14 protein-coding genes are annotated in these 22,487 nt (G+C 57.0%); 2 read left to right on the top strand and 12 right to left on the bottom strand.

Going from position 1 to position 22,487, the window contains the following annotated elements; genetic code table 11:
- Window positions 1-614: 614 nt before the first annotated feature.
- The 4 genes from NSU18_RS24085 to NSU18_RS24070 form a co-directional block, all read right to left on the bottom strand.
- Window positions 615-3,164 carry a GH36-type glycosyl hydrolase domain-containing protein gene (locus NSU18_RS24085; RefSeq protein WP_341150250.1) on the bottom strand — a complete coding sequence of 850 codons (2,550 nt, stop codon included), beginning with the start codon at window positions 3,162-3,164 and terminating at the stop codon, window positions 615-617.
- The gene (locus tag NSU18_RS24080) at window positions 3,161-7,423 is read right to left on the bottom strand and encodes a glycoside hydrolase family 2 TIM barrel-domain containing protein (protein WP_341150249.1); all 4,263 of its coding nucleotides are present in this window, start codon (window positions 7,421-7,423) and stop codon (window positions 3,161-3,163) included. Before NSU18_RS24080 ends, NSU18_RS24085 begins: the two co-directional genes overlap by 4 nt.
- A gap of 2 nt (window positions 7,424-7,425) precedes the next feature.
- Window positions 7,426-8,001, bottom strand: coding sequence for a hypothetical protein (locus tag NSU18_RS24075; protein WP_341150248.1), 576 nt, complete (start codon window positions 7,999-8,001; stop codon window positions 7,426-7,428).
- Window positions 8,002-8,536: 535 nt separating this feature from the next.
- Window positions 8,537-8,683, bottom strand: coding sequence for a hypothetical protein (locus NSU18_RS24070; RefSeq protein ID WP_341150247.1), 147 nt, complete (start codon window positions 8,681-8,683; stop codon window positions 8,537-8,539).
- A 232-nt stretch (window positions 8,684-8,915) separates the two neighbouring features.
- Between NSU18_RS24070 and NSU18_RS24065 the strand changes: the two genes are divergently transcribed.
- A complete protein-coding gene (locus NSU18_RS24065) occupies window positions 8,916-9,716 on the top strand; it encodes a polysaccharide deacetylase family protein (RefSeq protein ID WP_341150246.1) in 801 nt (266 codons plus the stop codon).
- 486 nt (window positions 9,717-10,202) lie between these two features.
- Here NSU18_RS24065 and NSU18_RS24060 read toward each other — a convergent pair whose 3' ends face one another.
- The 8 genes from NSU18_RS24060 to NSU18_RS24025 form a co-directional block, all read right to left on the bottom strand.
- Window positions 10,203-11,273 (bottom strand): hypothetical protein, encoded by a 1,071-nt coding sequence (locus NSU18_RS24060; protein ID WP_341150245.1) that lies wholly within the window; start codon window positions 11,271-11,273, stop codon window positions 10,203-10,205.
- 759 nt (window positions 11,274-12,032) lie between these two features.
- A complete protein-coding gene (locus NSU18_RS24055; RefSeq protein ID WP_341150244.1) occupies window positions 12,033-13,328 on the bottom strand; it encodes a homocysteine synthase in 1,296 nt (431 codons plus the stop codon).
- Between the two features lie 145 nt (window positions 13,329-13,473).
- On the bottom strand, window positions 13,474-14,472 hold the full coding sequence (locus tag NSU18_RS24050) for an alpha/beta hydrolase (RefSeq protein ID WP_341150243.1): 999 nt from the start codon (window positions 14,470-14,472) through the stop codon (window positions 13,474-13,476).
- Between the two features lie 444 nt (window positions 14,473-14,916).
- Window positions 14,917-15,639, bottom strand: a complete 723-nt coding sequence (locus NSU18_RS24045; protein WP_341016564.1) for a GntR family transcriptional regulator — start codon at window positions 15,637-15,639, stop codon at window positions 14,917-14,919.
- Window positions 15,640-15,649: 10 nt separating this feature from the next.
- The gene (locus NSU18_RS24040) at window positions 15,650-16,663 is read right to left on the bottom strand and encodes a sugar kinase (protein ID WP_341150242.1); all 1,014 of its coding nucleotides are present in this window, start codon (window positions 16,661-16,663) and stop codon (window positions 15,650-15,652) included.
- Window positions 16,656-17,411: a 2-dehydro-3-deoxy-phosphogluconate aldolase gene (dagF, locus tag NSU18_RS24035; RefSeq protein ID WP_341150241.1), complete on the bottom strand. Its 756-nt coding sequence runs from the start codon at window positions 17,409-17,411 to the stop codon at window positions 16,656-16,658. Before dagF ends, NSU18_RS24040 begins: the two co-directional genes overlap by 8 nt.
- A complete protein-coding gene (locus NSU18_RS24030) occupies window positions 17,411-18,517 on the bottom strand; it encodes a DgaE family pyridoxal phosphate-dependent ammonia lyase (protein WP_341150240.1) in 1,107 nt (368 codons plus the stop codon). The genes dagF and NSU18_RS24030 overlap by 1 nt, the downstream gene beginning before the upstream one ends.
- Window positions 18,495-19,595: an amidohydrolase/deacetylase family metallohydrolase gene (locus NSU18_RS24025; protein WP_341150239.1), complete on the bottom strand. Its 1,101-nt coding sequence runs from the start codon at window positions 19,593-19,595 to the stop codon at window positions 18,495-18,497. Before NSU18_RS24025 ends, NSU18_RS24030 begins: the two co-directional genes overlap by 23 nt.
- A gap of 269 nt (window positions 19,596-19,864) precedes the next feature.
- On the opposite strand from NSU18_RS24025, the gene NSU18_RS24020 reads away from it, so the two are divergent.
- Window positions 19,865-22,201 carry a helix-turn-helix domain-containing protein gene (locus NSU18_RS24020; RefSeq protein WP_341150238.1) on the top strand — a complete coding sequence of 779 codons (2,337 nt, stop codon included), beginning with the start codon at window positions 19,865-19,867 and terminating at the stop codon, window positions 22,199-22,201.
- Window positions 22,202-22,487 lie beyond the last annotated feature (286 nt).

Genomic DNA, 22,487 nt, shown 5'->3' with positions numbered 1-22,487 from the left:
GAGCCATTATTAACACCCTTAAAATGACACATGCTGCCCCGGCATCGCCGGGACAGCATGTTGAATAGGTATGGTTGTTGAGGATAATGACTGGGATGATGGCATGACTCAAAGTGATGACTGGAAGATAGTCATGCCTGGAAGAGAGTGAGAGATAAATGAATGACTGAGAGATGAATGAGAATGATAATCATTGTTGCGATAGAGCAACTATATTTCCTTCGTGCAACTTATACCTATACTATACCACGCAAGGCGTAAAAGTAAACCCGGGGGCAAGCCTGATTTTTGAGGAGAGAGGGTTGGCCTGGAGACAGGGTAAGGGTTGCTGGGGCGGATGAAGAGAATTCGGGTTAGGGAGTTATTGAAGGTGCTTGGGAATTTGTTTAACGTCATTAACAGTAATTTCTGGTTCACCTGCGAATTCAGGTGCACTTCTGCACCTCATTGATCCAGCGATTTCAAGTGGTGGGGCCAGGTGCGCAGTTCCTGTTTGCATCAATCGGCTGATCGTTGAACGCCAAAAAAGTGCCCCGTACGGGCGATGCTAGAGGCCGCCCACGGGACACTTTTACATACTGCTTATACACTCTGTCTCTACAGAAAGCCTGCAGCTACATTATGACCTCCACTTTCACTGATGGTTTGTGCGGGTATGAGGGGATGACTGTGCCTTCGAGCCGTTCGCCATCCACCCGGATTTCTTGTACGCCTGAGCAGACACGGCTGTTGTTCTTCACGGTAATCTCATACTCGCAGCCACGGAACCGCCGGGTGACCGAGAAGCCCTCCCAGGCAGACGGGATGCACGGGTTAATGGACAGTCCGGCCAGCACCGGCTTGATGCCCATAATATACTGCGTAGCGGCCACATACATCCACGCGGCCGTCCCGGTCAGCCAGGAGACATTCGCCAGACCGAATCTGTCGGACTCCGGCCCGAACAGGTTCGAGGCATAAACATACGGCTCCGCTTTGTAGCGCCGGATTCCGGCCTGCTCCATGGCGATGTTCGGGATGAGCTGACGGTAATATTTATACGCCTGGTCCCCTCTGCCCAGCATACACTCCGCAATAATCGCCCAGGTATTGGCGTGGCAGAAGACGGCACCGTTCTCCCCGGTTCCTTTGTTATAGTTGGTTAGCGGATCGGCGGGATCGGGGAAGGTGGTGATGGACGGATGCAGTTTTTTGATGCCCAGCTCTGTATCGAGAATGTCGCGCACACTATCCATCGCCTTCAGCCCCTTGTCAGCCTCAGCCATCCCGGACAGGGTAGCCCAGGTCTGGGCATTGAGCCAGATCTGGGCCTCCTCATGCTCAGCGGTACCCAGATACCGCCCGTCATCCATCACCGCACGCCGGAACCATTGGCCGTCCCAGCCCAGCGTGTTCACGAGTAACTTCTGCTCCCCGTAGAGCCGCTCATAGTCCGCCGCATGCTCCGGGTAACCGGAGGCCGCCGCCAGATCCTTCATGCGCAGCAGCACCGTCCCGAACTGCATCGCTGTCCAGATGCTTTCCCCCCTGCCCTCACGGCATACACGGAAGAGCTGGTCATTCCAGTCCGAGCGCAGCATCAGCGGGAAGCCGTTCGGTCCCAGCCGGGAGACGGTGAAGTCCACCGCCCGCTTCAAATGATCATAGAGCGTCGCTTCACCGCCGTCATAGAATGGAATATTTTCCTGGAGGAATGAGGCATCCCCGGTCTCGGCAAGAATGTCCCATACCGCCAGCGCCGTCCACAGGTGATCATCCGAGTGGATGCTGGTCACCGGGTCCCATCCCTCATTCGGGAAAAAGTAATGATTCACATGCCCGTCCTGATATTGCTGCCCCAGGAGCAGGCGGACTTTATCTTTGGCGGCCTCCGGATCGTAGGGTACAACCGCCAGAATATCCTGGGCCGTATCCCGGTAGCCTACACCCCGGAAGGTGCCGGTGGCATAATACGAAATATTGCGCGAGAACAGGAAGTTCCGCTGCGACTGGTACGGATTCCAGGTGTTGAGCATACGCTGCGCATCCTGATCCGGCAGCTCACAGCTCCACGCCCCGAGGTAACGCTCCCAGTTCTCCTGAAGCGCCGCATAGGAACGGGTGACGAAATCTGCCTCCCGCGAATGGCCGATGGCCCGTACAATCTCTTCCTCGTTCATCGCTGTCCCCAGGAAAAAGTTCACGGTGCGGGTCTCGCCGGGCGCAAGCGTTACCCGGACCTGGAGTGCGCCGCAGGGGTCGCCACCCAGAATGGACGAACCGGTGCAGCCCCCCTGCTCAATAGCGGCCGGATTGGATTCGCTGCGGTAGCTGCCGATGAATTCTTCACGGTCTCCGTCATACCCGGCGAGCGGTGCATCGGACATCATATAGACCAGCGGGGTTTCGTCCGGCTTGGGCTGATTCTCCACCCCGTATTTGTAGATCAGTGCTTCCTTGTCATGGTACTGCACCGACACCTGATGCTTGTTATAGCATTGCCATTGCAGCTCGCGCATGAATTCCATCATCCCAAATTCGGCGTAGGCATACACGTTCAGCTCCTTGACCTTGCTGCTATGGTTCGTCAGCGTCAGATTCCAGATCAGGGAATTCTCATGGGGCCCGGCAAAATAAACTGTCTTCGCCGCCAGCTCATCCGCCTGCGCTTCAAAGCGGGTATAACCCATTCCGTGGCTGCTCTTCCACTCCTGAGGTTTCTGGAAGGCCGGCTCATAGGTAGGACACCAGTAGCTGCCTGTACCGGCATCCTGCAAATAAATATAAGGGCCGGAGCGGTCGGTGGGCAGATGGAAGAAACGGTAGCGGGTAATCCGCCAGATCTGCGGAGATTTATAGAAGGCCAATCCGCCGCCTGCATGGGACAGCATCGTATGGAAGGTCCCGTTGGATAAATAGTTCAGCCAGGGAGTCGGCATATCATGCCGCTTGAATTCCACCTCCCTCGCCTCATCGTTGAAGGCAAAATACTGGTCAAGCTCAGCAGTGCGGGCAAGCAAATTGTTCCCATAAGGCGGTTCTACAGTATTGTTACTCTGTGCGTGGCCAGATGAGTCTACGGGTGGTACGGATGATGTGGACGGTGCGGGTGATGCAGATGCTGCGGATGGTACCGGTTCATTGGCGTTCATATCGGTCTGCTCCTCTCTATTGCTCTTGCTCACTTGGGCTCCACCTCATCCATCGTCAGGCGGAATTCCAGATCATTCATATACGTGCCGTCTGTATTCAGGAACACCATGCCGAAGGCAATATCCTCCTGCGCTCCCCGGACGATGGCGATCAGGCGGTTGATTCCGCTTGTCAGCGTAATCTCCTGTTCAGGCTCCGGCACTAACCGGCCATTCATGTAGATGTCAAAAGCACAGGCCGAGTTCACCCGGAGTCTGCCGGTTCTTGTGCCGTCCGGCTTCCCGCTGCCTGTGGCTGCGGCTGCGACTGCGGCTTCGGTAGTGGCTGCAACTTCGGTAGCAGCTGCGCCCGCCATCTCCGGCAGGTATACGAAGCAGCTCAGGAACAGGGGCCGGCCTTCCGGTGCGGGGATGAGGAAGGTTCCGTCCGGGCGGCGTTCTTTTTTCTTCATCCAGCCGTATAGGCCTTCCCCCAGATTGTTCAGGGAGAACTCGGGGTCGGTATAGTAATCCTTCATCGCCTCGTAGTCGATGTGCGGCGGACAGAACAACGTCATTGCGGCCTCCACCGCCCACTGCGCATCCTCCTTGTCATGAAGCAGCAGCTCATCGGCGAACGAGGCTCCGAGATTGCCGAGCAGGCGGGTGTAGAGCCTGAGACTCTTGTCACTGTCCGGATCGGCGAGCAGCTGCGAGCAGATGATCTCTCCCGCTCCGGCCGTCTGCCGGATTACAAAAGCCCCGGGAGCAGCGGCCTGGCGGCGGTTCAGCTCGACCAGCGCCAGCCGGCTGTATTCCGCCGTATGCTGCCCGGCGAAATAGTCCTTCCAGGCTGTGCCTTCGACGCTGGTGCACAGCACCTCCGCGTCCGGCACCTCCAGCCTGCAAACGGCAAGCTCCCGGTTGACGACATCCCGGGGCGAGAGATGCACCTTGTCGAAGCCGAACAGGTCGACCGGGCTGATGCCCTGCATGGCGGCGTGCGCATAGTCCGCCGCCAGATGATACGTCCCGTGCGGCGCGATGCGCACGGGAGCATCCAGCAGGCGGGCGAGTGCCTCCTGCCCGCCGGGCTCCGCCGGCAGCACCAGCACGCTGCCGCCGGCCAGGGCCGCCTGGCGCACAGCTTCCGCTGCGCCCGGCGCGCCCAGCAGTGCGGCCTCCACGACGAGGAGGCCGGGGGGCAGGCCGGACAAGCCTGCGGCGCTGTCCAGCCTGTGGCCCTTGAGGCGGAGCTTGCTGAGCAAAGCCTCCGCCATGCCGCCGCTGCGGACCCAGACCACAGCGGACCCAGCCGCCGCGGGCGCCAGCGCGGCGGCTGGCTTGGCTGCGGCGGAACGCGCAGCCGGGGGTGCAGCCGCGTGGACCGTGCGGCCCGCGTACTGCAGCAGGCTGCGCAGCAGCAGCTGTGCCTGGGGAACCCGCTGGAGATGATCCATAATCTCCAGCTGATTCGCCAGGAGCATGCCCGCACCGCTGCGGTATTCGAGCAGCGGCGACCACAGATCGCCGCCGTCTCCGAAGTCCCCTGCGCTGCATTCCAGCAGCAGGGTGAAGTCGCCGGTTACCGGCTTCTCGAATGCCGCCCGGATGATTGGCAGCGGCCCGTCCTCGCGCAGCTCCCCATGCCAATACATCAGATCCTCCGCGCCTAATCCCCGGAGCACCGGATGTCCGTAATCCCCGCTATGTGCGCGGATGAATTCCCGGCGGTTGAGCGGCAGCCGGCCAGGAGAGAGCTGAAGCTGCTCCAGCAGCAGCAGCCGGCCGCCCCGCTGCACGAAGCCTCTCAGCCTCCGGTCCAGCGCCCCGTCCTTATCCTGCATTTTGCTGCCGACAATCAACAGGGTTCCGGCCGCAAGCTTATCTACCGCTTCCGGCTCTGCCCGGACCAGCGCAGGCACCAGCACGTGAATCGCCTGGAAGTCCCGGTCTGAGCCGATGTATGCTGCGGGCAGAGCGATCTCTACCCGCTCCGTCCGGCAGCTCCCGGACACCAGGCGGTAGCTTACCTCAAGCTCATGCATCAGTTCACTGCCATGGAACAGCCGGGCAGACAGCGTAGCTTCGCCTTCACTTGCCGTTGCGTCTATTTCAGCCCCATCTCCTGCTGCTGGCCCAGTTCCTTCACCATTGACCGGGTCCGGCATCCACTCCAGCCGGATGCTCCGGCGCTGAGCAGGCTCATGACGGAAGCGGAAGGCCTCGCTGTGTACCCTGCGCCCGCCCTGCATAACTTCACATTCAATCGTCACATCCTGCGCGGACAGCGTATCGTTATAGACATCGAAGCTGCGGGAGACCGGCGCATCATCGAAGAAGCAGCGGTTGTATTCGGCTGCAATCAGCGTGACCGGCTTGAAGGCCGCAGCCATAATGGCAAAAGCAGGATTAGGCAGGTAGACCGGATACTCCTCGGGCAGCAGCCCGTTGTTCAGCGAAAGCGAGTAGGCCGGAATCACAGCAGGCTTAGGGCCGGGTGTGGTCAGGTCGGCCTGCGGCAGCTTCAACTCCTGCTCCGGCATGGCCCGCATGAAGTAGTGGACAAAGTTAAAGGTGGAGATCCCTGAGACGCCTTGCCGCCGTGCATATTCCACAAACAGCCGCTCCTTGTGGGCCAGCCCGGCTGCACTTGCGTCCGAATCCTTATATACCTCCATTCCTGAGTACATACTGCTGTTCTGCGGGCAGATGTACCACCAGCCGCCATGCTCGCCGAAGGTGAGCGGAACCTTCCGGTCCCACTGCGCGATCGTGCCGTCAATGTTATAATGACGGCTCTCCACCTCGGTCTGCTGCTTGGAGACCAGACGGTTATCTCCTTCCACCATCACCGGACGGGTATCATCCAGCACCTTCATCAGCTCAATCAGGCCTGGGATATGCTGCTTGTATTGATCGCGCCCATCCACCCAGCGCATCTCGTTCTGCACACTCCACAGAATGACCGAAGGGTGATTCTTGTCCCGCTGCACCAGCCGCTGCACATGCGCGCGGCAATTGCCGATGAAATCGGGATGGGCGGCATCCATGCTTTTGCTGGAGCCGTAGATGGCCGTCTCATCGACAATCAGCATCCCCTCCTCATCGGCAATCCGCAGATAATCGGACGGATACGGCTGCGCATGAAGCCGGATGCTGTTAATCCCGGCCTGCCGGCACATCCGGTACCAGCCCCGGATATAGTCCTCTGTCTGCTGGGCCGCCCCCTGAAAATGCCAGGAATCCCCCCGCAGATTAACAGGAATCCCGTTCAGCATAAATTGCGGCCCTTCGCACCAGAACTCCCGGAAGCCGAAGGTCTCGCTCCGGCGGTCCAGAATCTCGCCGTCCGCTTGCAGCACAAGCTCCAGCTCATACAGGACAGGGGAATCCGGGCTCCACAGCATAGCCTCCTGCCAAGGCAGGCTGAAGGCCGCTCCGCCCCATTCCCGGCTGCCGGTATTGACGCATAACTGCCGCCCGGCCGCACCCTCCGCAGGGCGGGGCGTTACTGCCGCTTCCGCTTCAAGGACGGGCAGCGGACGGGCGGACGAGAGCGGCTGCGGACGATTCTGCGGCTCTGCCAGCGCGGCCTGTACGCCGGGCTCCCGCCCGCGGACCTGCAGGAGCACCCGCAGCCCTTCGGGTGAAAGCCCGTCTTCTGTGCTGCTGCTTATCAGAGTATCCACTTCCAGCCTTCCCTGGCGGACAGAGGTGCGGATCGTAAGATCCTCCAGCGAGACCTGCGGATAACCCTCCAGGACAACATCCTGCCAGATGCCCCGGGCGATTCTGCCGAACCAGGAGCCGGAGAGTCCGGTGATTTTGGTCTCCCCGGAGGGGAGCACCGCCGTGTCGAAGCTGCCGCAGACTACATGGAGCTCCTGCTCCCGGCCGGGCTTCACCAGCGCGGTGATATCCAGCCGCAGGGGCAGGAAGCCGTCCTCCCAGAGCGCAATCCGCTCGCGGTCCAGATAGATGGCCGATTTTTGCAGAATGCCCTCGAACCGCAGTACGACCCGCTGCCCCAGCATCGTCTCCGGCACCTGAAAGCTGCGGTGAAGCACCCCGGCTTCAGCTTCGTTCCATTCCTCGGGGTATCTATACACATCGAAGGGCTGGAACTGGTATTCGGCGACTTCGCCGAATTTGCTGCCCGAAGGCGCAGTATAGCTGTAGCGCCAGCTTGAGGGAACCTGTATTTTGCGGGCCTCGTATTGCAGTCTCTCCGGAAGCGCGCGGCTGCGCGGCTGGCCATAGAGCGGCATGAAATCCCACTCACCATTGAGACATATGGATGTACGTAGCATAATCATTCTCCTTTTCCTGTATGGGGGCGGGGGATGGTAAGGACGTGTGCAAGCTTTTTCCAAATGGCCTGATCCGGCTCCACCTCACTCCATTTCCTGAAATGCGGGTCCATCACCTCACCCCAGTTGTCCGGCCGCAGATTCGTGGTAAGCTTCCCGTTGTATGGTGCAGGCTCTACCGTTGCAGGCAGCTCGGAATAGAAAAACAGCAGGTTCTCATGCAGCCCGATAATCCCGTACTTGTCACCGTCTCCCGGGCGCTCCTCCTGGTACTGATAATGGTGATACACATAGCTTGCGACCTGCTCCGGCTTCAGTACCGCCACTCTTCCGTAGGGGGTTCCCGCCGAATGACTGCGCTCCCAATGCTCTGCGGAAACCGGCTGCTGATAATGAAAAATATCCATCATAGGCACCCACAACCGGGGCTGCTCCCCTCCCGGCCATTCCTTGAGAATCTCTGCCGCACCCTGGAATAACTGCTCCGGCTCCACCTCCCGGCTGGTGCACTCATAGTACAGAAACAGCTCCTGGCCATCCTGAAAAATACTCAGCCGTTCAAGTCCCAGCCTATCCATACGTTCATTCAGTAACGGGGTATGTGCATCCCAGAACGCTGACGAATTAGCTTCGTCCCTGCACTCGGCTCTATATAAACAACGCTGCATCCGTGTCCCTCCAACCTTATGTCATCTACCCCTTTAGAGTACCGTATCCGTCGGGCCGATTCCTTGACGATCATGCCCTTCTTTAGCATGATAACGACATGCGAAAATGCGGCTAAACGTGCACATGATACGGCAGCGGGACCAATGGTGGATTGGCCGTAATGTGGTGCATTTATACCCTTCATTCGCACTCCAACGGGAGATTTCCAGAAATGTAGTGTATTTATGCTCTTCATTCGTGCGCTTGTGGTGAATTTTCGGAAATATAGTGTATTTATACCCTTCATTCGCACTCCAACGGGAGATTTCCAGAAATGTAGTGTATTTATGCTCTTCATTCTCACACCAATGTTGGATTTCCAAATATGTGGTGTATTTATACCTTTCATTCGTGCGCCGCTGTCCGCCCCGTTTCCGTCACGGGTTTATGAGCCTAATCCTCCTATCAACAATCCCCCCTGCGGCCACTCCCAATTGCCATCGTAATAATTCCGATAGGTGCGGTCTCCTGAATCGAGCCTTGCATATCCTTCATCCGCTCAATGACACGGGCGATATGGCCTTCCAGTGCTGTTCGTGACACGGTCTTCATCCTGTTCTCCCTTGTGAATGTCCTGACCAGGGCCTGCTGCTGCTAAGCTGCTGCCCAATCGCCCTGTTCGCCACCTCAGTGTAGCCAAGCGGCGGAATGCCGTCCATTAACAAGAATCTTGCTAATCGCCCTCCATTCTGGCATTGTTCTTGGTGGAGCCGTATTCGTCTTAGGCGGGAGCGGTGCTCACATGCATATTCGGTATATTTTATAGTCAGGGAGGATAACAGCAATGAGAGTTAAATTCGATCTTTTTCCAGGCGGAGTTTCTAAAGCGCTAACAACAAGCTGGGATGATGGAAGAATCCACGACCGTAAGCTCGTGGAGATTCTGAATGGGCATGGGCTGAAGGGGTCTTTTCATCTGAATTCGGGGTTATTCGGCAATGAGGGCTACATCTCGCGGGACGAGGTGGCTGCGCTCTATGAGGGGCATGAGATTTCGGCACATACCAGCACCCATCCCTTCCTCACCATGACCCCGCGCGAGGGGATCGCCGATGAGATTCTGACCGACCGTAAGGCGCTGGAGGCGTTGGCCGGTTATCCAGTAAGAGGCATGTCCTATCCGTTCGGCAATTACGATGATCAGGTGATCGGCTTGCTGCCTGCCCTGGGCATTGAATATTCCCGCACGGTGAATTCCCACCGCAGCTTCAGCCTGCCGGACAACCTGCTGGCCTGGCACCCTACCTGCCACCACAAGGAGATGCTCAGCCTGGGCCAAAAGTTTCTGGAGGAGAAGCCCCGCTTCTCGTACATGCAGCTTCTCTATGTCTGGGGACACAGCTATGAGTTCAATGACGATGACAACTGGGGAGAGCTGGAGCAGTTCGCCACTATGATAGGCGGCCATGAAGACATCTGGTATGCGACAAACATTGAGATTGTGAACTACCTGTCTGCTGTACAGGGACTGCGCTTCTCCGCTTCGCAGGAGATGGTCTATAATCCTTCGGCTACGGAGGTGTGGGTCTCTGCGGGGGATGAGGTCCGCCGGATTCCGGGCGGGGGGACGGTTAGACTGGGGTAGAAATTGCTGGCCACGAAGGAGAAATGTTGCACAAATTGCAGCTTTGATTCATTACTCCCGGGGTTTTGAAAGGAATGTTGTACAAAATGCAGGAATTGTCTCTCCCATCAGTTCGGGGGATGAGAAATGCTGCATTTCATGCAGCAATCCATAGTTACAGCCGACTTAACGCGGGGAATGTTGTATTTAGTGCAGGATTTCGGCTACAGCATCCGGTTAGTTCAAAGGTACACGGTGGTGTGGCAACTCCCTGCCTTACGCAGCACAAGATAACCCGATTCCGCCGCAGCCTGAATGGCTGGAGGAATCGGGTTATTGTTATAGCAGAGTCGCTTAGGCACTGAGAGTTATCGGTAATGATGTATAGTCTGGCGGCCCAAAGGCCTGATCACCGGCGTGTGTCGGTGATCAGGCTTAGATGGTGGCAGCAGCTTGAGCACAGTTCGCGGTTCTAGATGAATTAGGAACAGCCGCCCTGTCTGCCTCCTACTGCCAGCTTCCGGCGGCAGCATCGGAATGCTCCTGCCTCGCTATCCAAGTGAGGCAGGCCGCCCGCAGCAGCGCTTCGGTCCGCTGGGCCGCGCTGCAAAAGATCCCGCTCATGCCGATCTCATACAGATCGGCCAGCGCGTACGCCGCCGGTGCCCCCGCGGCGAGCACTGCCGCCGCCGGCCGCACCCGGCGCACGGCGGCCAGCACCCCGGCCGCCGCCTGCGCGAAGCCCTCGGCGGCGCTCTCCCCCGGCGCGGCTTCGCCCGCCGCGCCGTCCAGCACCAGGAAATCGGCGATGCGCGCGATTTCCCCGGCGGCAGCCTGCCCCACATCGGGCGCGAGCAGCGCCCCGATACGGCAGGCTGCCGCATAAGCGTGGCCGAGGGTCTGCTCGGCCACGCCCTCAATGAATTCGCGCTGCGCCGCGAATTCCTCCAGGCTGGCGGGGTACGGCGCCAGCAAGTCGATGCGGCTGTCGCCGCCCAGCCGCTGGCTGTGCAGCGCGGCAGCGAACAGCGCGTCAAGCTGCGCATCCTGAAGCGCAGCGAGCCTGGCCGGGCGGGCAGCAAGCTCCGGCGTATAGAGCAGAGCCACTGCGGCCCAGACGCCATCCGCCGACTCCAGGAGGTCGGCAGCAGCAGCCCGCAGCCGGTGATAGATCCGCTGCAGGATACGCTCCGCCTGCTCCTCATCACTGCATGACATCCAGCTTGAATAGAGTGTTGCAACCTCCGGCGCAAGCAGCCATTCTTCGCCCCGGATCAGGCAAGGGCCCGCAGGGTAGACACCCGGCTCTGCGCGTTGAAGAGACCGCTCGCCCGCTCCATCGCGCAGGACCAGGAATGCCTGTCGCTCACCCGGGCGGCGGGAATACGTCCGGTCCCGGTTCACCTTTCCCTTACGCGGTTCCCCTTCAGCAAGAAATTCCGCTGCGGCGGAAGCGACAGATGCGGACTGGCTCATCTCTATGCCAAGGGTCCGGTCGCCGGTGTTATACTTGAACGGGCGCTCTTCCTTGTTTGGATCATCCTTCTGCTGGCGTTCACCCTTCATCCTCGCACCCACCCTTTACCTTTGAATTACTGCCGCTCCGCTCCCCCCTGAGGAGAAGCTGCCAGCATTTTAAGAGGCTTCAATCTATAAATACTGGCAATGGCACTGAAATATGCAAGCGGTATCAAATGAATGCGACAACAGCACCTCACCGGATGAGTAGTGAGCAGGCGGTGGGGCGGCGAGTTAAGGTGGAACGACGACCTGGAGTCCGTGGGTAAGCTGACGTGAGTGGGTGAGCTGGAGTGAGTAGGTGAACTGAAGTGGTGGGTGAGCTGGAGTGAGTGGGGCGAGTTGGAGCAGGTAGGAAGTAACCTTTACATATTTGTTGTTAATCTCTTAAGGCTTTGAAATGGTTCGGGTTCGGGGTCGGGGTTGGAGTTCGGGTTGGCTTCGGCTTGACGCTTGAGTGATCTATTGTATTTACTACAGCAGATTTTCTCCCGCTCCTCTCACGAACCGCTTTTCTTGCGAACCGCTTTCCTCACAATCCGCTTCCTCATTTCTCACATCCCCGCCCCTTCTCCCTCTTCCCATTACTCCCACTCCCCCCCATCTCCTGCTCCCTCTAAAAAAAGACCACCGCCTAATACAGAAACATTCTGCATCAAACAGTGGTCTTTAATTTCTCTTCCTGAGTTTCCAGGAACTGTGCTCAATTGAAACCTGTTGGGAGGAATACACGGCTTCTGCTCACCGTCTATCCGGCTGCAACTCTCCGGCAGCTCAGCGGCTCAACCGCTCCCCCAAACACAGCCCGTTCCCGCTAGACTAGCCCTGCTGGCTGGCAGCGATCGCCTGCTCCAGGTCGTAGAGGATGTCATCGATGGATTCGGTTCCGATCGACAAGCGCAGCAGCTCCGGCGTTACACCAGCCGCCTTCTGTTCCTCATCCGACAGCTGCTGGTGGGTCGTGCTGGCCGGGTGGATGATCAGCGACTTGGAATCGCCGACATTGGCCAGATGCGAGAACAGCTTCACGTTCTCGATAACCTTCACCCCTGCGGCAGCCCCGCCCTTGATGCCGAAGGTCAGGATCGCCCCTTGGCCCTTAGGCAGATATTTCTGGGCCAGCTCATAGGATGGATGGCTCTGCAGTCCGGCATAGCTGACCCACTCTACATCATCATGCGCCTCCAGATACCGGGCAACCTTCAGTGCATTCTCGCTGTGGCGCTCCAGACGCAAATGCAGCGTCTCCAGACCCTGCAGCAGCAGCCAGGAGTTGAACGGGGAGATCGCCGCGCCAAGGTCGCGGAGCAATTGCACGCGGGCTTTGATGATGTAGGCGATTGGCCCCACCGCTTCCGTGTAGACTAAACCGTGGTAGCTCGGGTCCGGTTCGGTCAGGCCCGGGAACTTGCCGCTGGCCTTCCAGTCGAACTTGCCGCCGTCCACGATGATACCGCCGATGGAGGTTCCGTGTCCGCCGATGAATTTGGTGGCCGAGTGTACGACGATATCTGCCCCGTGTTCGATTGGACGCAGCAGGTACGGGCTCGGGAAGGTATTGTCCACAATCAGCGGAATGCCGTGCTCGTGGGCGATGGCGGCAACTTTTTCGATATCCAGAATGTTCCCTTGCGGATTGCCAATCGTCTCGGCGTAGAGCGCCTTGGTCTTATCTGTGATCGCTGCCCGGAAGTTCTCAGGGTCATCGGAATTCACGAAGTTCACCTTAATCCCCAGCTTGGGCAGCGTCGTGGAGAACATATTATAGGTTCCGCCGTAGAGACTGGCCGAAGAGACAATCTCATCGCCTGCTCCGGCAATATTCAGAATAGAGAAGGAAATCGCCGCTTGCCCGGAAGCGGTCGCCAGTGCCCCTGCCCCGCCCTCCAGAGCAGCCAGCCGCTGTTCAAACACATCAGTCGTCGGATTCATCAGCCGGGTGTAGATATTGCCGAACTCCTTGAGCGCGAACAGATTTGCAGCGTGCTCCGCATCGCGGAACCCGTAGGAAGTGGTCTGGTACAACGGCACGGCACGGGCTAGAGTAGTGGGATCAATCTCCTGGCCTGCGTGGACAGCGAGGGTTTCAAAGGACAGCTTGCGCTCTTCTGACATGGTGTTTCCTCCTCTAAAATAGGTAATGTCAAATGTTAACTCTACAAGATTGTACCTATTCTCTCACAAACCATGTCATTTGAAAAGATAAAATTCTTATTAATTCACTGTGTTTTATTAAGTTTAGTAAATCCCCGGCAGAGCCTCATGGCTGCTGCCCTATCCCCTTCATGAAGCTCATGAATTTCTCCGCAATTTCTGCGGGATGAGAACGGTATAAATAATGATTGGCATCCAGCAGCTCCATTTCGGCATGGACGGACTTCTGAATCAGCTTCTCATGCTCAGGAATCCATTGATCGGTTGCCGGATGCTCTGCTTGAACAAAAAGAAGGACAGGGAGATTGGGAGGGAATGTTACCCCCCGCTGTTCAGCCCCTTTAAAGCTGGAGTACATGTTCTCCGCCTCATTTAACAGCGTCGTATTGTACATATTTTTCTGTATCAGCAGGTTCAATTGTTCTTTGGTATGTTCATCATACGCCAGTCCCTCGTAAGGGTCAGCACTCAGCTTCAATTGCAGCCGGGCAAAGCCCAAATTGCGGAACCATTTAACCATAGTTGTCTCTGAAGACTCAATCTTTTTCTCGCTCAGCGAGGGTACACTGTTGTCCAGTCCGACAAATGCACTGACTTCATCTGAGTATTTATTCACATAATCCAGACTATAAATGCCTGATATAGAATGGCCCATAAGGATATAACGGTCAATATCTAGCTGCTGCAGTGCTTCATGGATTTCACTTACGATATTCTCTGAGGTTCGTTCTTTCTTCGTTGCGTCGCTTAAGCCGTAGCCGAAAGGCTCCACCACTACAACCTTGTAATGCGCAGACAGCTCATCGATGAGCAGCTTGAAATCAAGCACCGGTGAAGCGGTTCCGAAGCCGGGAAGCAGCACGACTGTGTCCGGGCCGTCGCCCTCTATGAACACATTCATATTCTTGCCGTCTACGGATACATGCTGGCCGTAAGGCTCTATCCTTTTGGCCTCGGCATTGCTGCTGATGACATTCGTGATATACACAATCCCCACAAAAAGCACGATAGCGGCCAGGATCGCTCCCAATACTCTAAGCAGAATTTTACGCACTTTTTTGAACCCTGTTTGCTTGCCCGTTGTCTTGTTCTCCGGTGGTCTCATGTTCATCTTCCCCTGTCTGTTAGTAGGCTTGCTTCATGGCCGTTCATGCAAGCTTACTGGATGAAGATGTCCTCTCTATGACGCCAATATGAACGGAAGATGAACGGAATATGTACTATCCAAGTGGAAACGGCTTTGCCGTCCTTTTGAAGGACGGTACCGTTTCAGCGAGAAATAGGAGGAGAAGTTATCGCTGTGCAACATATTAATTATATTTGAACAAAATCACCCTAACGGGTGAAGGATGCCTGCGCCCGATTGTGTTTGATTTTTCGAATACAAGCTAGCTCTTCATTCCGATGAATCAAAGATTACTTACCCTCAAATTTATCACGGTTTTTTCCATAACAGAGGAAAATCTTAATTTCCTAAAAGCAAAAATGCCACGGCTGCCAACAAGCAAGCTTGTGTGCAACCGTAGCATTGTAATGAGAGTGACGAGCCTCAAGTGTCGTAGCTGACCAGATAATGATGCAGCTCCGTATTATAGCAGCCGATACTGTGTTCGATCAGCCGGCCTTCCGCATCATAGGAGTTGCGCAGGCGCTTGAGTACATACGCACCGGGAGGGAGGTTCAGCAGCAGGCATACCTCAGGCGGCGCCGGCTCCACGAAGAAGCGGTCCCTGAAGTTCTCCAGCACAATGTCGTTCTCCTCCAGCGAGTCGTACAGGGACTGGATGTCTGCCCCCATCTCTGCTGTTCCCCCGCCGGGCAGAGCGGCTGCCGTCAGAAAATGCACCAGATGGATATAGGGCTGGCCATCCAGAATATACAGGCGTTCGATCCGCTGGCAATACGGCCCGTAACGGCTGTATTCCTCTGATCCTGCTTCATTCGCGAGGCGCTGGGATGCGAGCAGCTTCTTTTCCAGCTTATGGCCCGCTTCGACCAGCAGTTCTGTGAACCGCTTGCCCTTGGAGAGCTTCTGGTAGGCGGTATTGCGCATGACAATGGTTCCGACGCCGCTCTTCTTCTGCACATAACCTTCCTGGGCCAGTTCCTGAACCGCGCCGCGGACCGTCATTTTGCTGACACCGAACTCTTTCTCCAGCTGCGGCTCGGAGGGGATAATGCTGCCGAGCGGATATACCCCGTGCAGAATCCGGTCCTTGAGGATCTTCTGGATCTGCTGGTATAAGGGGCCTTGCTTGCGTTTCAGTGACACCTTACGTTCACTACCTTTCAACATCTGAGGTATGGCCATCCAGCGCCCGGAGCACCTCACTCTCGGTGAACAACGCTGTATCGCCCGGGATGGTGTGGGCCAGCATCGCTGCGGCTGCTGCCATATCCACCGTCTGCTGCTGCGGATAATCCTGCAATTCACCATGAATAACGGCGCTGGCAAAAGCATCCCCGGCACCGATCCGGTCATACACCGGGAAGGTCAGCTTGGGGGAGAACGCGAACGCACCTTGACGGTAAATGTAGCCGGTCAGGGAATGTGTATTGTCCGCGTTAATCTCACGGTGCGTGCCCGCAGCCGCCCTGATTCCGAAGCGCTCCGCTACAGCGGGAACCGCTTGCTTCAACTGTGTTATTCTATCATAACCTGCCGCTTCCGTGCCAAGAATGTACAGCGCATCCTTCTCGTTCATCAGCACCAGATCGGCAAGCGTAAGCAGCTCTTCGTAATGCGGGCGGGCCTTGGCATACCCCTCCTCGCCCCATAACGCCGGACGGTAGTTGCAGTCGAATACCACCCTGCCCCCGGCGTGCTTCACCTCTGCCGCAAGCTGCTTCATCTGCCCGCGCACCCCGTCATTCATAGCCAGCGTAATGCCGCATAGATGCAGGACGTCCACCCGGGAAGCCAGCGCCGCCATATCATACTGATCCGCCACTGCGGTATTGAAGCTGCTGCCCAGCCGGTCGGTATACGTGACTCTTCCGGGACGGGCCCCGAACCCGTTCTCCAGGAAGTACATCCCGAGGTGCCTGCCGCCCCGGCGGATCAGTGACGTATCTACCCCAAGCTTGCGCAGATAAGCGATGGCGGCTTCCCCCACCGGAGTCTCCGGCAAGGTCGTGATCAGTGCTCCGTTATGACCATATCTGGCCAGCGCTGCCGTTACATTTACCCCGCTCCCCGAAAAAGAGTACTCCAGCCTGCTGCTCTGGGCCAGTGTCTCCACCCCCGGAACCTGTAGCCGCATCATCACTTCGCCAAAGGCAGCGATTCTAGACATACCGGTCCACCAGCAATTTCATCGTGCTGAGCAGCGTGCGGACATCCTGCACCCTTGTGCTTCCCGTCTCGGAATCAATGATGGAGGAATAGACATGCGGGATCACCTGCGGCACCCCCGCCTGAAGCGCAATCTCCAGAATGGGCGCGAAGTTATCCAGATCGATGCCGCCCGTAGGCTCCAGGGCAAAGCCTTCTTCTCCGCAGGCCTTGGCTACCGCACGGTACTCTTCTTCCAGCTCCAGCCCCTTCATCGGATAATATTTGAGCGCATTGCCGCCCATGTCCCGGACCAGAGCGATGGCGGCGTGCACCGGAACAATAGCCCGCTGGGCATTGCCCGAGCTGACCGGGCCGGTGGATATATTGACATAGCCAGGCTGTCCGCAGGGGGAGACCAGGCTGTTAATCCAGCTGTCCTTCGCTCCCAGATTAGCACGGGTTGCGCCTACAGCCGGAAAGACCTGGTTGATATGGCTGCCCGCGTAGCTTGCAGCAATCTCTGCGACCACCGCCGCCTGGCGGTTGTCCCCGGCACCAAGCCCGATGGATACGGCATCCTGGATCGCCTGTCCGTACTCCGTCATAGCGGCGGACGCTTCCTGGGCGTTGGCGTAATTTTTGGAGAGTACGCCTACCAGCACATGCCCGTCGGCAGCCTCGTAGATGTCCTTGGCGTTCGCGATGCTGCCGGACAGTACATTCAGTGCCGCTCTGTTCTTATAGAAACGCTCCTGAATTTTGCTCATTATGATCTGCCCCCTATAATCTCATGAATTCTGCTGACGATAACCTGTAGATCATCGCCCTGCAGCGATCTCGGATCGATATCGAAATATCCTTGCTTCACGCCATAGTCCCGCGTATACACGGCAATATTGCCTTCCCGCAGGCGGTCATTGACCTCTCGCGCATTCACGCCCGCAGCAGCGGCATCAATCTGGATGCGTCCCCGGTAAATCGCCCGGCCCGCTTCATCCTGCACGGTGCGGACCGATACTCCGGGAAGACCTGCGAGCGGCTGAAGTGCTTCCAGCGCCTGCTTCTCCTGCTGGCTGTTGTCCGCCTTGTCCTGATATTCATCCAAGGCCTGAAGCAGTCCGAAGGTCGTCTCTTTGCCGACCTTCATGCTGCGGCCGATTCCGTGCTGCTGCACCTTCAGCCACCCGATGTACTTCTGCTTGCCCGCTACAATGCCCGAAGTAGGACCTTCCACCGCCTTCGAGCCGCTGTAGATGGCCAGATCGGAATACTGGACATATTTGCGCAGGTCCTCTTCCGCAGCGGCGTCGACAATCATCGGCACGCCCCTGCGCTGTGCAACCTCCCAGGCTTCCTCCACCGAGATCATATTCTTCTGGACGGCGTGGTGGGATTTCACATAGAGAATCGCTGCGGTATGTTCCCCGATGGCTTGTTCAATGTGCTCTGCGCGGCCTTCGTTGGCATACCCAACCTCGATCACCCGGCCGCCGCCGAGGAAGACCATCGTCTCCACCGGTGCTCCATACTGTACATTATGGCCCTTCAGCATAATAATCTCATTCTTCAGCACCGGCTCCTGGTGCAGGCGCAGACTGAGGCGGGGATCTCCGGCGGTTACAATCGCCGCCACCGACAGCGCAATGCCGCTGGAGGCTGAGTTCACGACAACGGCTCCTTCGGAGCCGAGCAGGCGGGCGATGTAATCGCCCGATTTGTCCACCAGATCCGCGATCTCCACATACCGCTGCCCGCCCTGCTTCATGGCCTCCATCACCGAATCAGTCGGTGCGGAGACGCCGAGGATGCTCATTCTTCCACTGGCATTAATCACACGCTTTAATCCATATTTAGCCTGTAATGAGTGATCCATTGATAAAGACTCCTTTTGCTTCAATATAGTGATGCGCGGTCCGGACCTCACCCTCTGAGTCTATAAGCTGTTTCTCACCGTCTTCCAGGGAGAACAAGGTCAGATTCGCCTGCTCCCCTACCCGGATCTGCCCAAGCTCCGGCTTGCCGAGCCACGCTGCGGCGCTGCTGGTTACGGCACGGATCACCTCTTCCAGACTGTAGCCGAGATAGAGAAACTTGGTCAGTACATCTGACATACTGTACACCGGACCGTTAAGCCGGTTACCCCGGTAGATATCTGTGCTGATCGTATTCAGCGCAATTCCTGCCCGCTTCGCCTGCTCAGCCACCTGGAAGGAGAAGCTTGCCGTGCCATGCCCGACATCCAGATGAACACCCCGGGCCACAGCATATAGCAGCTCTTGCAGCGGTGTGCCGTCCGGCCCGAACAGATTATTGGCTTTACCGTTCAGGTAGTGGGTAATTACATCGCCCGCCCGCAGCAGCTCCAGCACCTCAGAGATAGCAGGCGGCGCGGAGCCGATATGCACCATGAGCGGAAGCTTCGTCTCATCCGATAATGCCCGTGCCAGCTTAAGCGGCTGTATGCCGCTGCCCTTAACGACACTTTGGCTGATGCGGGCTTTCAGGCCGACGATGAACTCAGGATAAGCCTCCGCTGCCTCAAGGGCGTGAGTCCGGTCAATCCAGTCCAGCTTAGAGAGCTCATCGGTCCGCGCAAGGCCGATTCTTGAGATATTCAGCAGCGCGTATACCCGGGTAGCAGCTAGAAGACTCGCACTGTAAAAAGCCCCGATCCGGTCTGATCCGCAGCTCCCGGCATCCACCAGTGTCGTCACTCCCTGCTTCACCCCGATCTCGTCGATCAGATCGCCGTAGGGGGTGAGCTCCGGTACAGCATGCACATGCAGATCAATCCATCCGCTGGAGCCGTATAACCCTGAGCAGTCCAGCAGGGTCCTGCCTTCCGCATGGCCCGGCGGGGTAATCCCGGTGATGAGCCCCTCCTGAATGGAGATATCCACCGTCCGGCCGTCCACCAGCCGCAAATTGCGCAGCACGTTCTCTGTGCCCACTCATCCCATCTCCTTCTTCAATTACAGATTTACAGGGGAATTACAAAAAATGATTAATGACATGAACTCCATACATCCTTATATTTAACAATAAGCAACGGCTGTGCCGTCCTGTCCTTAAAATATAAAGCTGCTTCACTCCAAAGATTATAATGTTATAATGTTTATAGTAGCACAAGTGTAATCCGGAAGAGAACTGCGATTTCTGATTCAACAGATTCCATCCAAGATTTCTGGTCCGAATATTTTAACACTGGAGGTACTGCTGCATGTCCAATCCTGCCCCCCAGCCATCCTTGCTGCACCGGTTCCGGCTGACCTGGAATCATTTCAAGTCAAGGCTGCTGCTGAAATATGCTTTTTCCTATATCCTCATGTTCCTCATTCCTCTAACGGGCGTTACCATCTTCGTCTATGAAAACGCCGTCAAGGGCCTGAGGGTCGAAATTGAACAATCTAATGTCAATCAGCTGAATCAGGTGAAAAGCACCATCGACGGCCGGATGAATGAGCTTCAGGAGATCGCCGGAAGAATCGCCTATGACAAGCATCTGACCCCTTATATGGTCCGGCATCCTTATTACAGTCTGGAGGCGATTCAGGCACTGGCGAATTACAAGGCCAGCAGCAGCATCGCCGAGGATCTGTTTCTCTATTTCCACGGTGATTCCAATATCTATTCCTACCGCGGTCTGGCTAATCTTAATGTCACCTTCGATACCCTCTATCAGTTTGAGCGCTGGACCCCGGAGGAGCTGCGGCGTGACTTGAACCAGACCCGTCAGCCGCTGGTGCGTCCGGCTGAGAATGTGACCGTCAACTCGCGTGTGGAGCCAATGCTCGCCATGCTCGTCCCGGTGAAGCCGAATGACCCGTTCCCTTACGGAACGGTTGTCTATCTGATGAAGGAATCCAACCTTACCGGCGTCATGGATTCGGTTCTAAGCGATTTCTCTGGCAGCAGCTATATCTTCGGCCCCTCCGGCGAGGTGCTGACCGCGAACAGCCATGGCGTCAGCTTCCCCCAGAACGAGCTCCAGACCCTCTCCGCCCTTCAACCGGGGATTCACAATCTGGAGCTGGACGGGGAGCAGTACTCCGTGGTCTCTGTAAAGTCTGAAGAGAACGGCTGGATCTACGTCACCACAATACCCAGCTTCCAGTTCTTCAGCCGGGTTGCCCATGTCCAGACGCTGATTCTGATCGTCTTCTGTATTACAGTCGTCACCGGCATAGCGGCGGCGCTGCTGCTGGCCAAGCGGCAATACCACCCGATCCGCGATCTGATGGAATTCGCCAAGCCGCGGGGCAGCGGCAATGACGCTCCGAAGCTGCGCAATGAATGGGAATCCATCCGGCAGACGCTGCATGACTACAGTGCCCGGATTGATCTCCAGGAGCCTTTTGTCCGCAACCAGTGCATGCTGCTGCTGCTCAAGCACGGCCAGCCGGATGATCCCGAGATCGAGCAGATGATCCTGAGTGCAGGCTTCAGGCATCCGCAGGGACAGGGCCTCTACTTCTCAGCCATTCTGTCCTGGGATGATGCAGCGCCGGGCGGCAAGTCCTGGCAGGAACGCCATCTGCTGCAGGAGATGCTCAGCAATATCTGCCTGCCGGGCCCGGATGCGCAGATCTTCGGGATTGAATTCTCGGTCAAGGACCAATTCGCCCTGATTATCTCCCTGCCAGGGGAGGGGGAACTGCCCGTTCAGAGCCGGATGGAGCAGGTGATTGAAGCGATTCAGGCAGTGATCCGTGAGCACTCGCAGCTTGCGCTGAGCATCGGTGTCGGTATGGCCTACCGCGATCTCGCCCGGCTGAACCAGTCCTTCATTGAAGCCTCCGCTGCTCTTGAGCACCGGATGATCCGGCGCAGCGGCCAGGTCACCTACTTCGAGCAGCTTGCGGAGCTGAACCCCGCCGCTGCCGAGAGCTTCTGGATTCCACGCAAATCCATGCTGAAGCTGGAGCAGAGTCTGAAGCAGGGCAACGAATCGGTAGCGGCCCAGATGATTGCCGACACCATCGACACGATCAAGGACGAGCCGCTGCAGGTTCATCTGCTGCGGTGTATCTGCTTCGATCTGTTGAATGCTTTTCTGCGTACCGCCTCGGAGCTGGGCATGGATGAGGTGTTCACCAATATGCCGGAGCTGACCTCCTTCGAGACGCTGGAGGAGCTGGAGAGCCGGCTGCTCTCGCTGGCTTCCGCCATTTGCGCCCAGGTGGAGCGGAACACCGAGACCAGTGAGTCTTCCCTGATGGATGACATTCTGGCCTATGTGGACCAGCAGTTTGCCGATTACACCCTCAGCCTTGAGCATGTAGCGCTGAAGTTCGCCATCTCGACCTCTTATTTAAGCCGGAGCTTCAAGGAGAAGACCGGCAGCAATTTCTCGCAATATATCTGGCAGCGGCGTGTAGACGAGGTCATCCGGCTGCTGGAGAACACCAGCGCACCGCTCAAGGAGATTATCGAGCAGGTCGGTTACCTGGATGCGCCCAATTTCATCCGCAAGTTCAAAAAAGAAACCGGTCTGACGCCGGGGCAATACCGCAAGGAACATGCCTTGAAGGGGACCGCTGCGAAAAGACCGGTTTGAAAAACGGGCGGAGCGTCCGCCCTGGATGTTGAGATACCACCAATACTGCACTTAATGCAACATTTCACTCATCGGATTGGCAAGAACGCGTAATTGTTGCACAAAAGGCAGGATTCCATCTTTTCCAGGCAGTGTGGCAGGATTATTCCTGCATTCTATGCAACATTCCTCCCGCAAAGCTGGCTATCTGTGAACCGAAGCTGCAAAATATGCAACATTTATGTCACTATATAAATTGAACTAATGGTTTTTATGTTTTGGGATTATCCGTAACTCCAGAGAAGTT

The sequence above is a fragment of the Paenibacillus sp. FSL H8-0048 genome (genome assembly GCF_038002825.1).
Classification (GTDB): domain Bacteria; phylum Bacillota; class Bacilli; order Paenibacillales; family Paenibacillaceae; genus Paenibacillus_AQ.
Note: the sequence above shows the minus strand (reverse complement) of the source record. Positions and strands in the feature narration are given on the sequence as shown.

Coding starts and splice junctions, on each gene's coding strand:
- NSU18_RS24080 (WP_341150249.1), bottom strand. CDS start 7,423: ATGCTACGTACATCCATATGTCTCAATGGTGAGTGGGATTTCATGCCG.
- NSU18_RS24075 (WP_341150248.1), bottom strand. CDS start 8,001: ATGGATAGGCTGGGACTTGAACGGCTGAGTATTTTTCAGGATGGCCAG.
- NSU18_RS24070 (WP_341150247.1), bottom strand. CDS start 8,683: ATGAAGACCGTGTCACGAACAGCACTGGAAGGCCATATCGCCCGTGTC.
- NSU18_RS24065 (WP_341150246.1), top strand. CDS start 8,916: ATGAGAGTTAAATTCGATCTTTTTCCAGGCGGAGTTTCTAAAGCGCTA.
- NSU18_RS24055 (WP_341150244.1), bottom strand. CDS start 13,328: ATGTCAGAAGAGCGCAAGCTGTCCTTTGAAACCCTCGCTGTCCACGCA.
- NSU18_RS24050 (WP_341150243.1), bottom strand. CDS start 14,472: ATGAGACCACCGGAGAACAAGACAACGGGCAAGCAAACAGGGTTCAAA.
- NSU18_RS24040 (WP_341150242.1), bottom strand. CDS start 16,663: ATGTCTAGAATCGCTGCCTTTGGCGAAGTGATGATGCGGCTACAGGTT.
- dagF (WP_341150241.1), bottom strand. CDS start 17,411: ATGAGCAAAATTCAGGAGCGTTTCTATAAGAACAGAGCGGCACTGAAT.
- NSU18_RS24030 (WP_341150240.1), bottom strand. CDS start 18,517: ATGGATCACTCATTACAGGCTAAATATGGATTAAAGCGTGTGATTAAT.
- NSU18_RS24020 (WP_341150238.1), top strand. CDS start 19,865: ATGTCCAATCCTGCCCCCCAGCCATCCTTGCTGCACCGGTTCCGGCTG.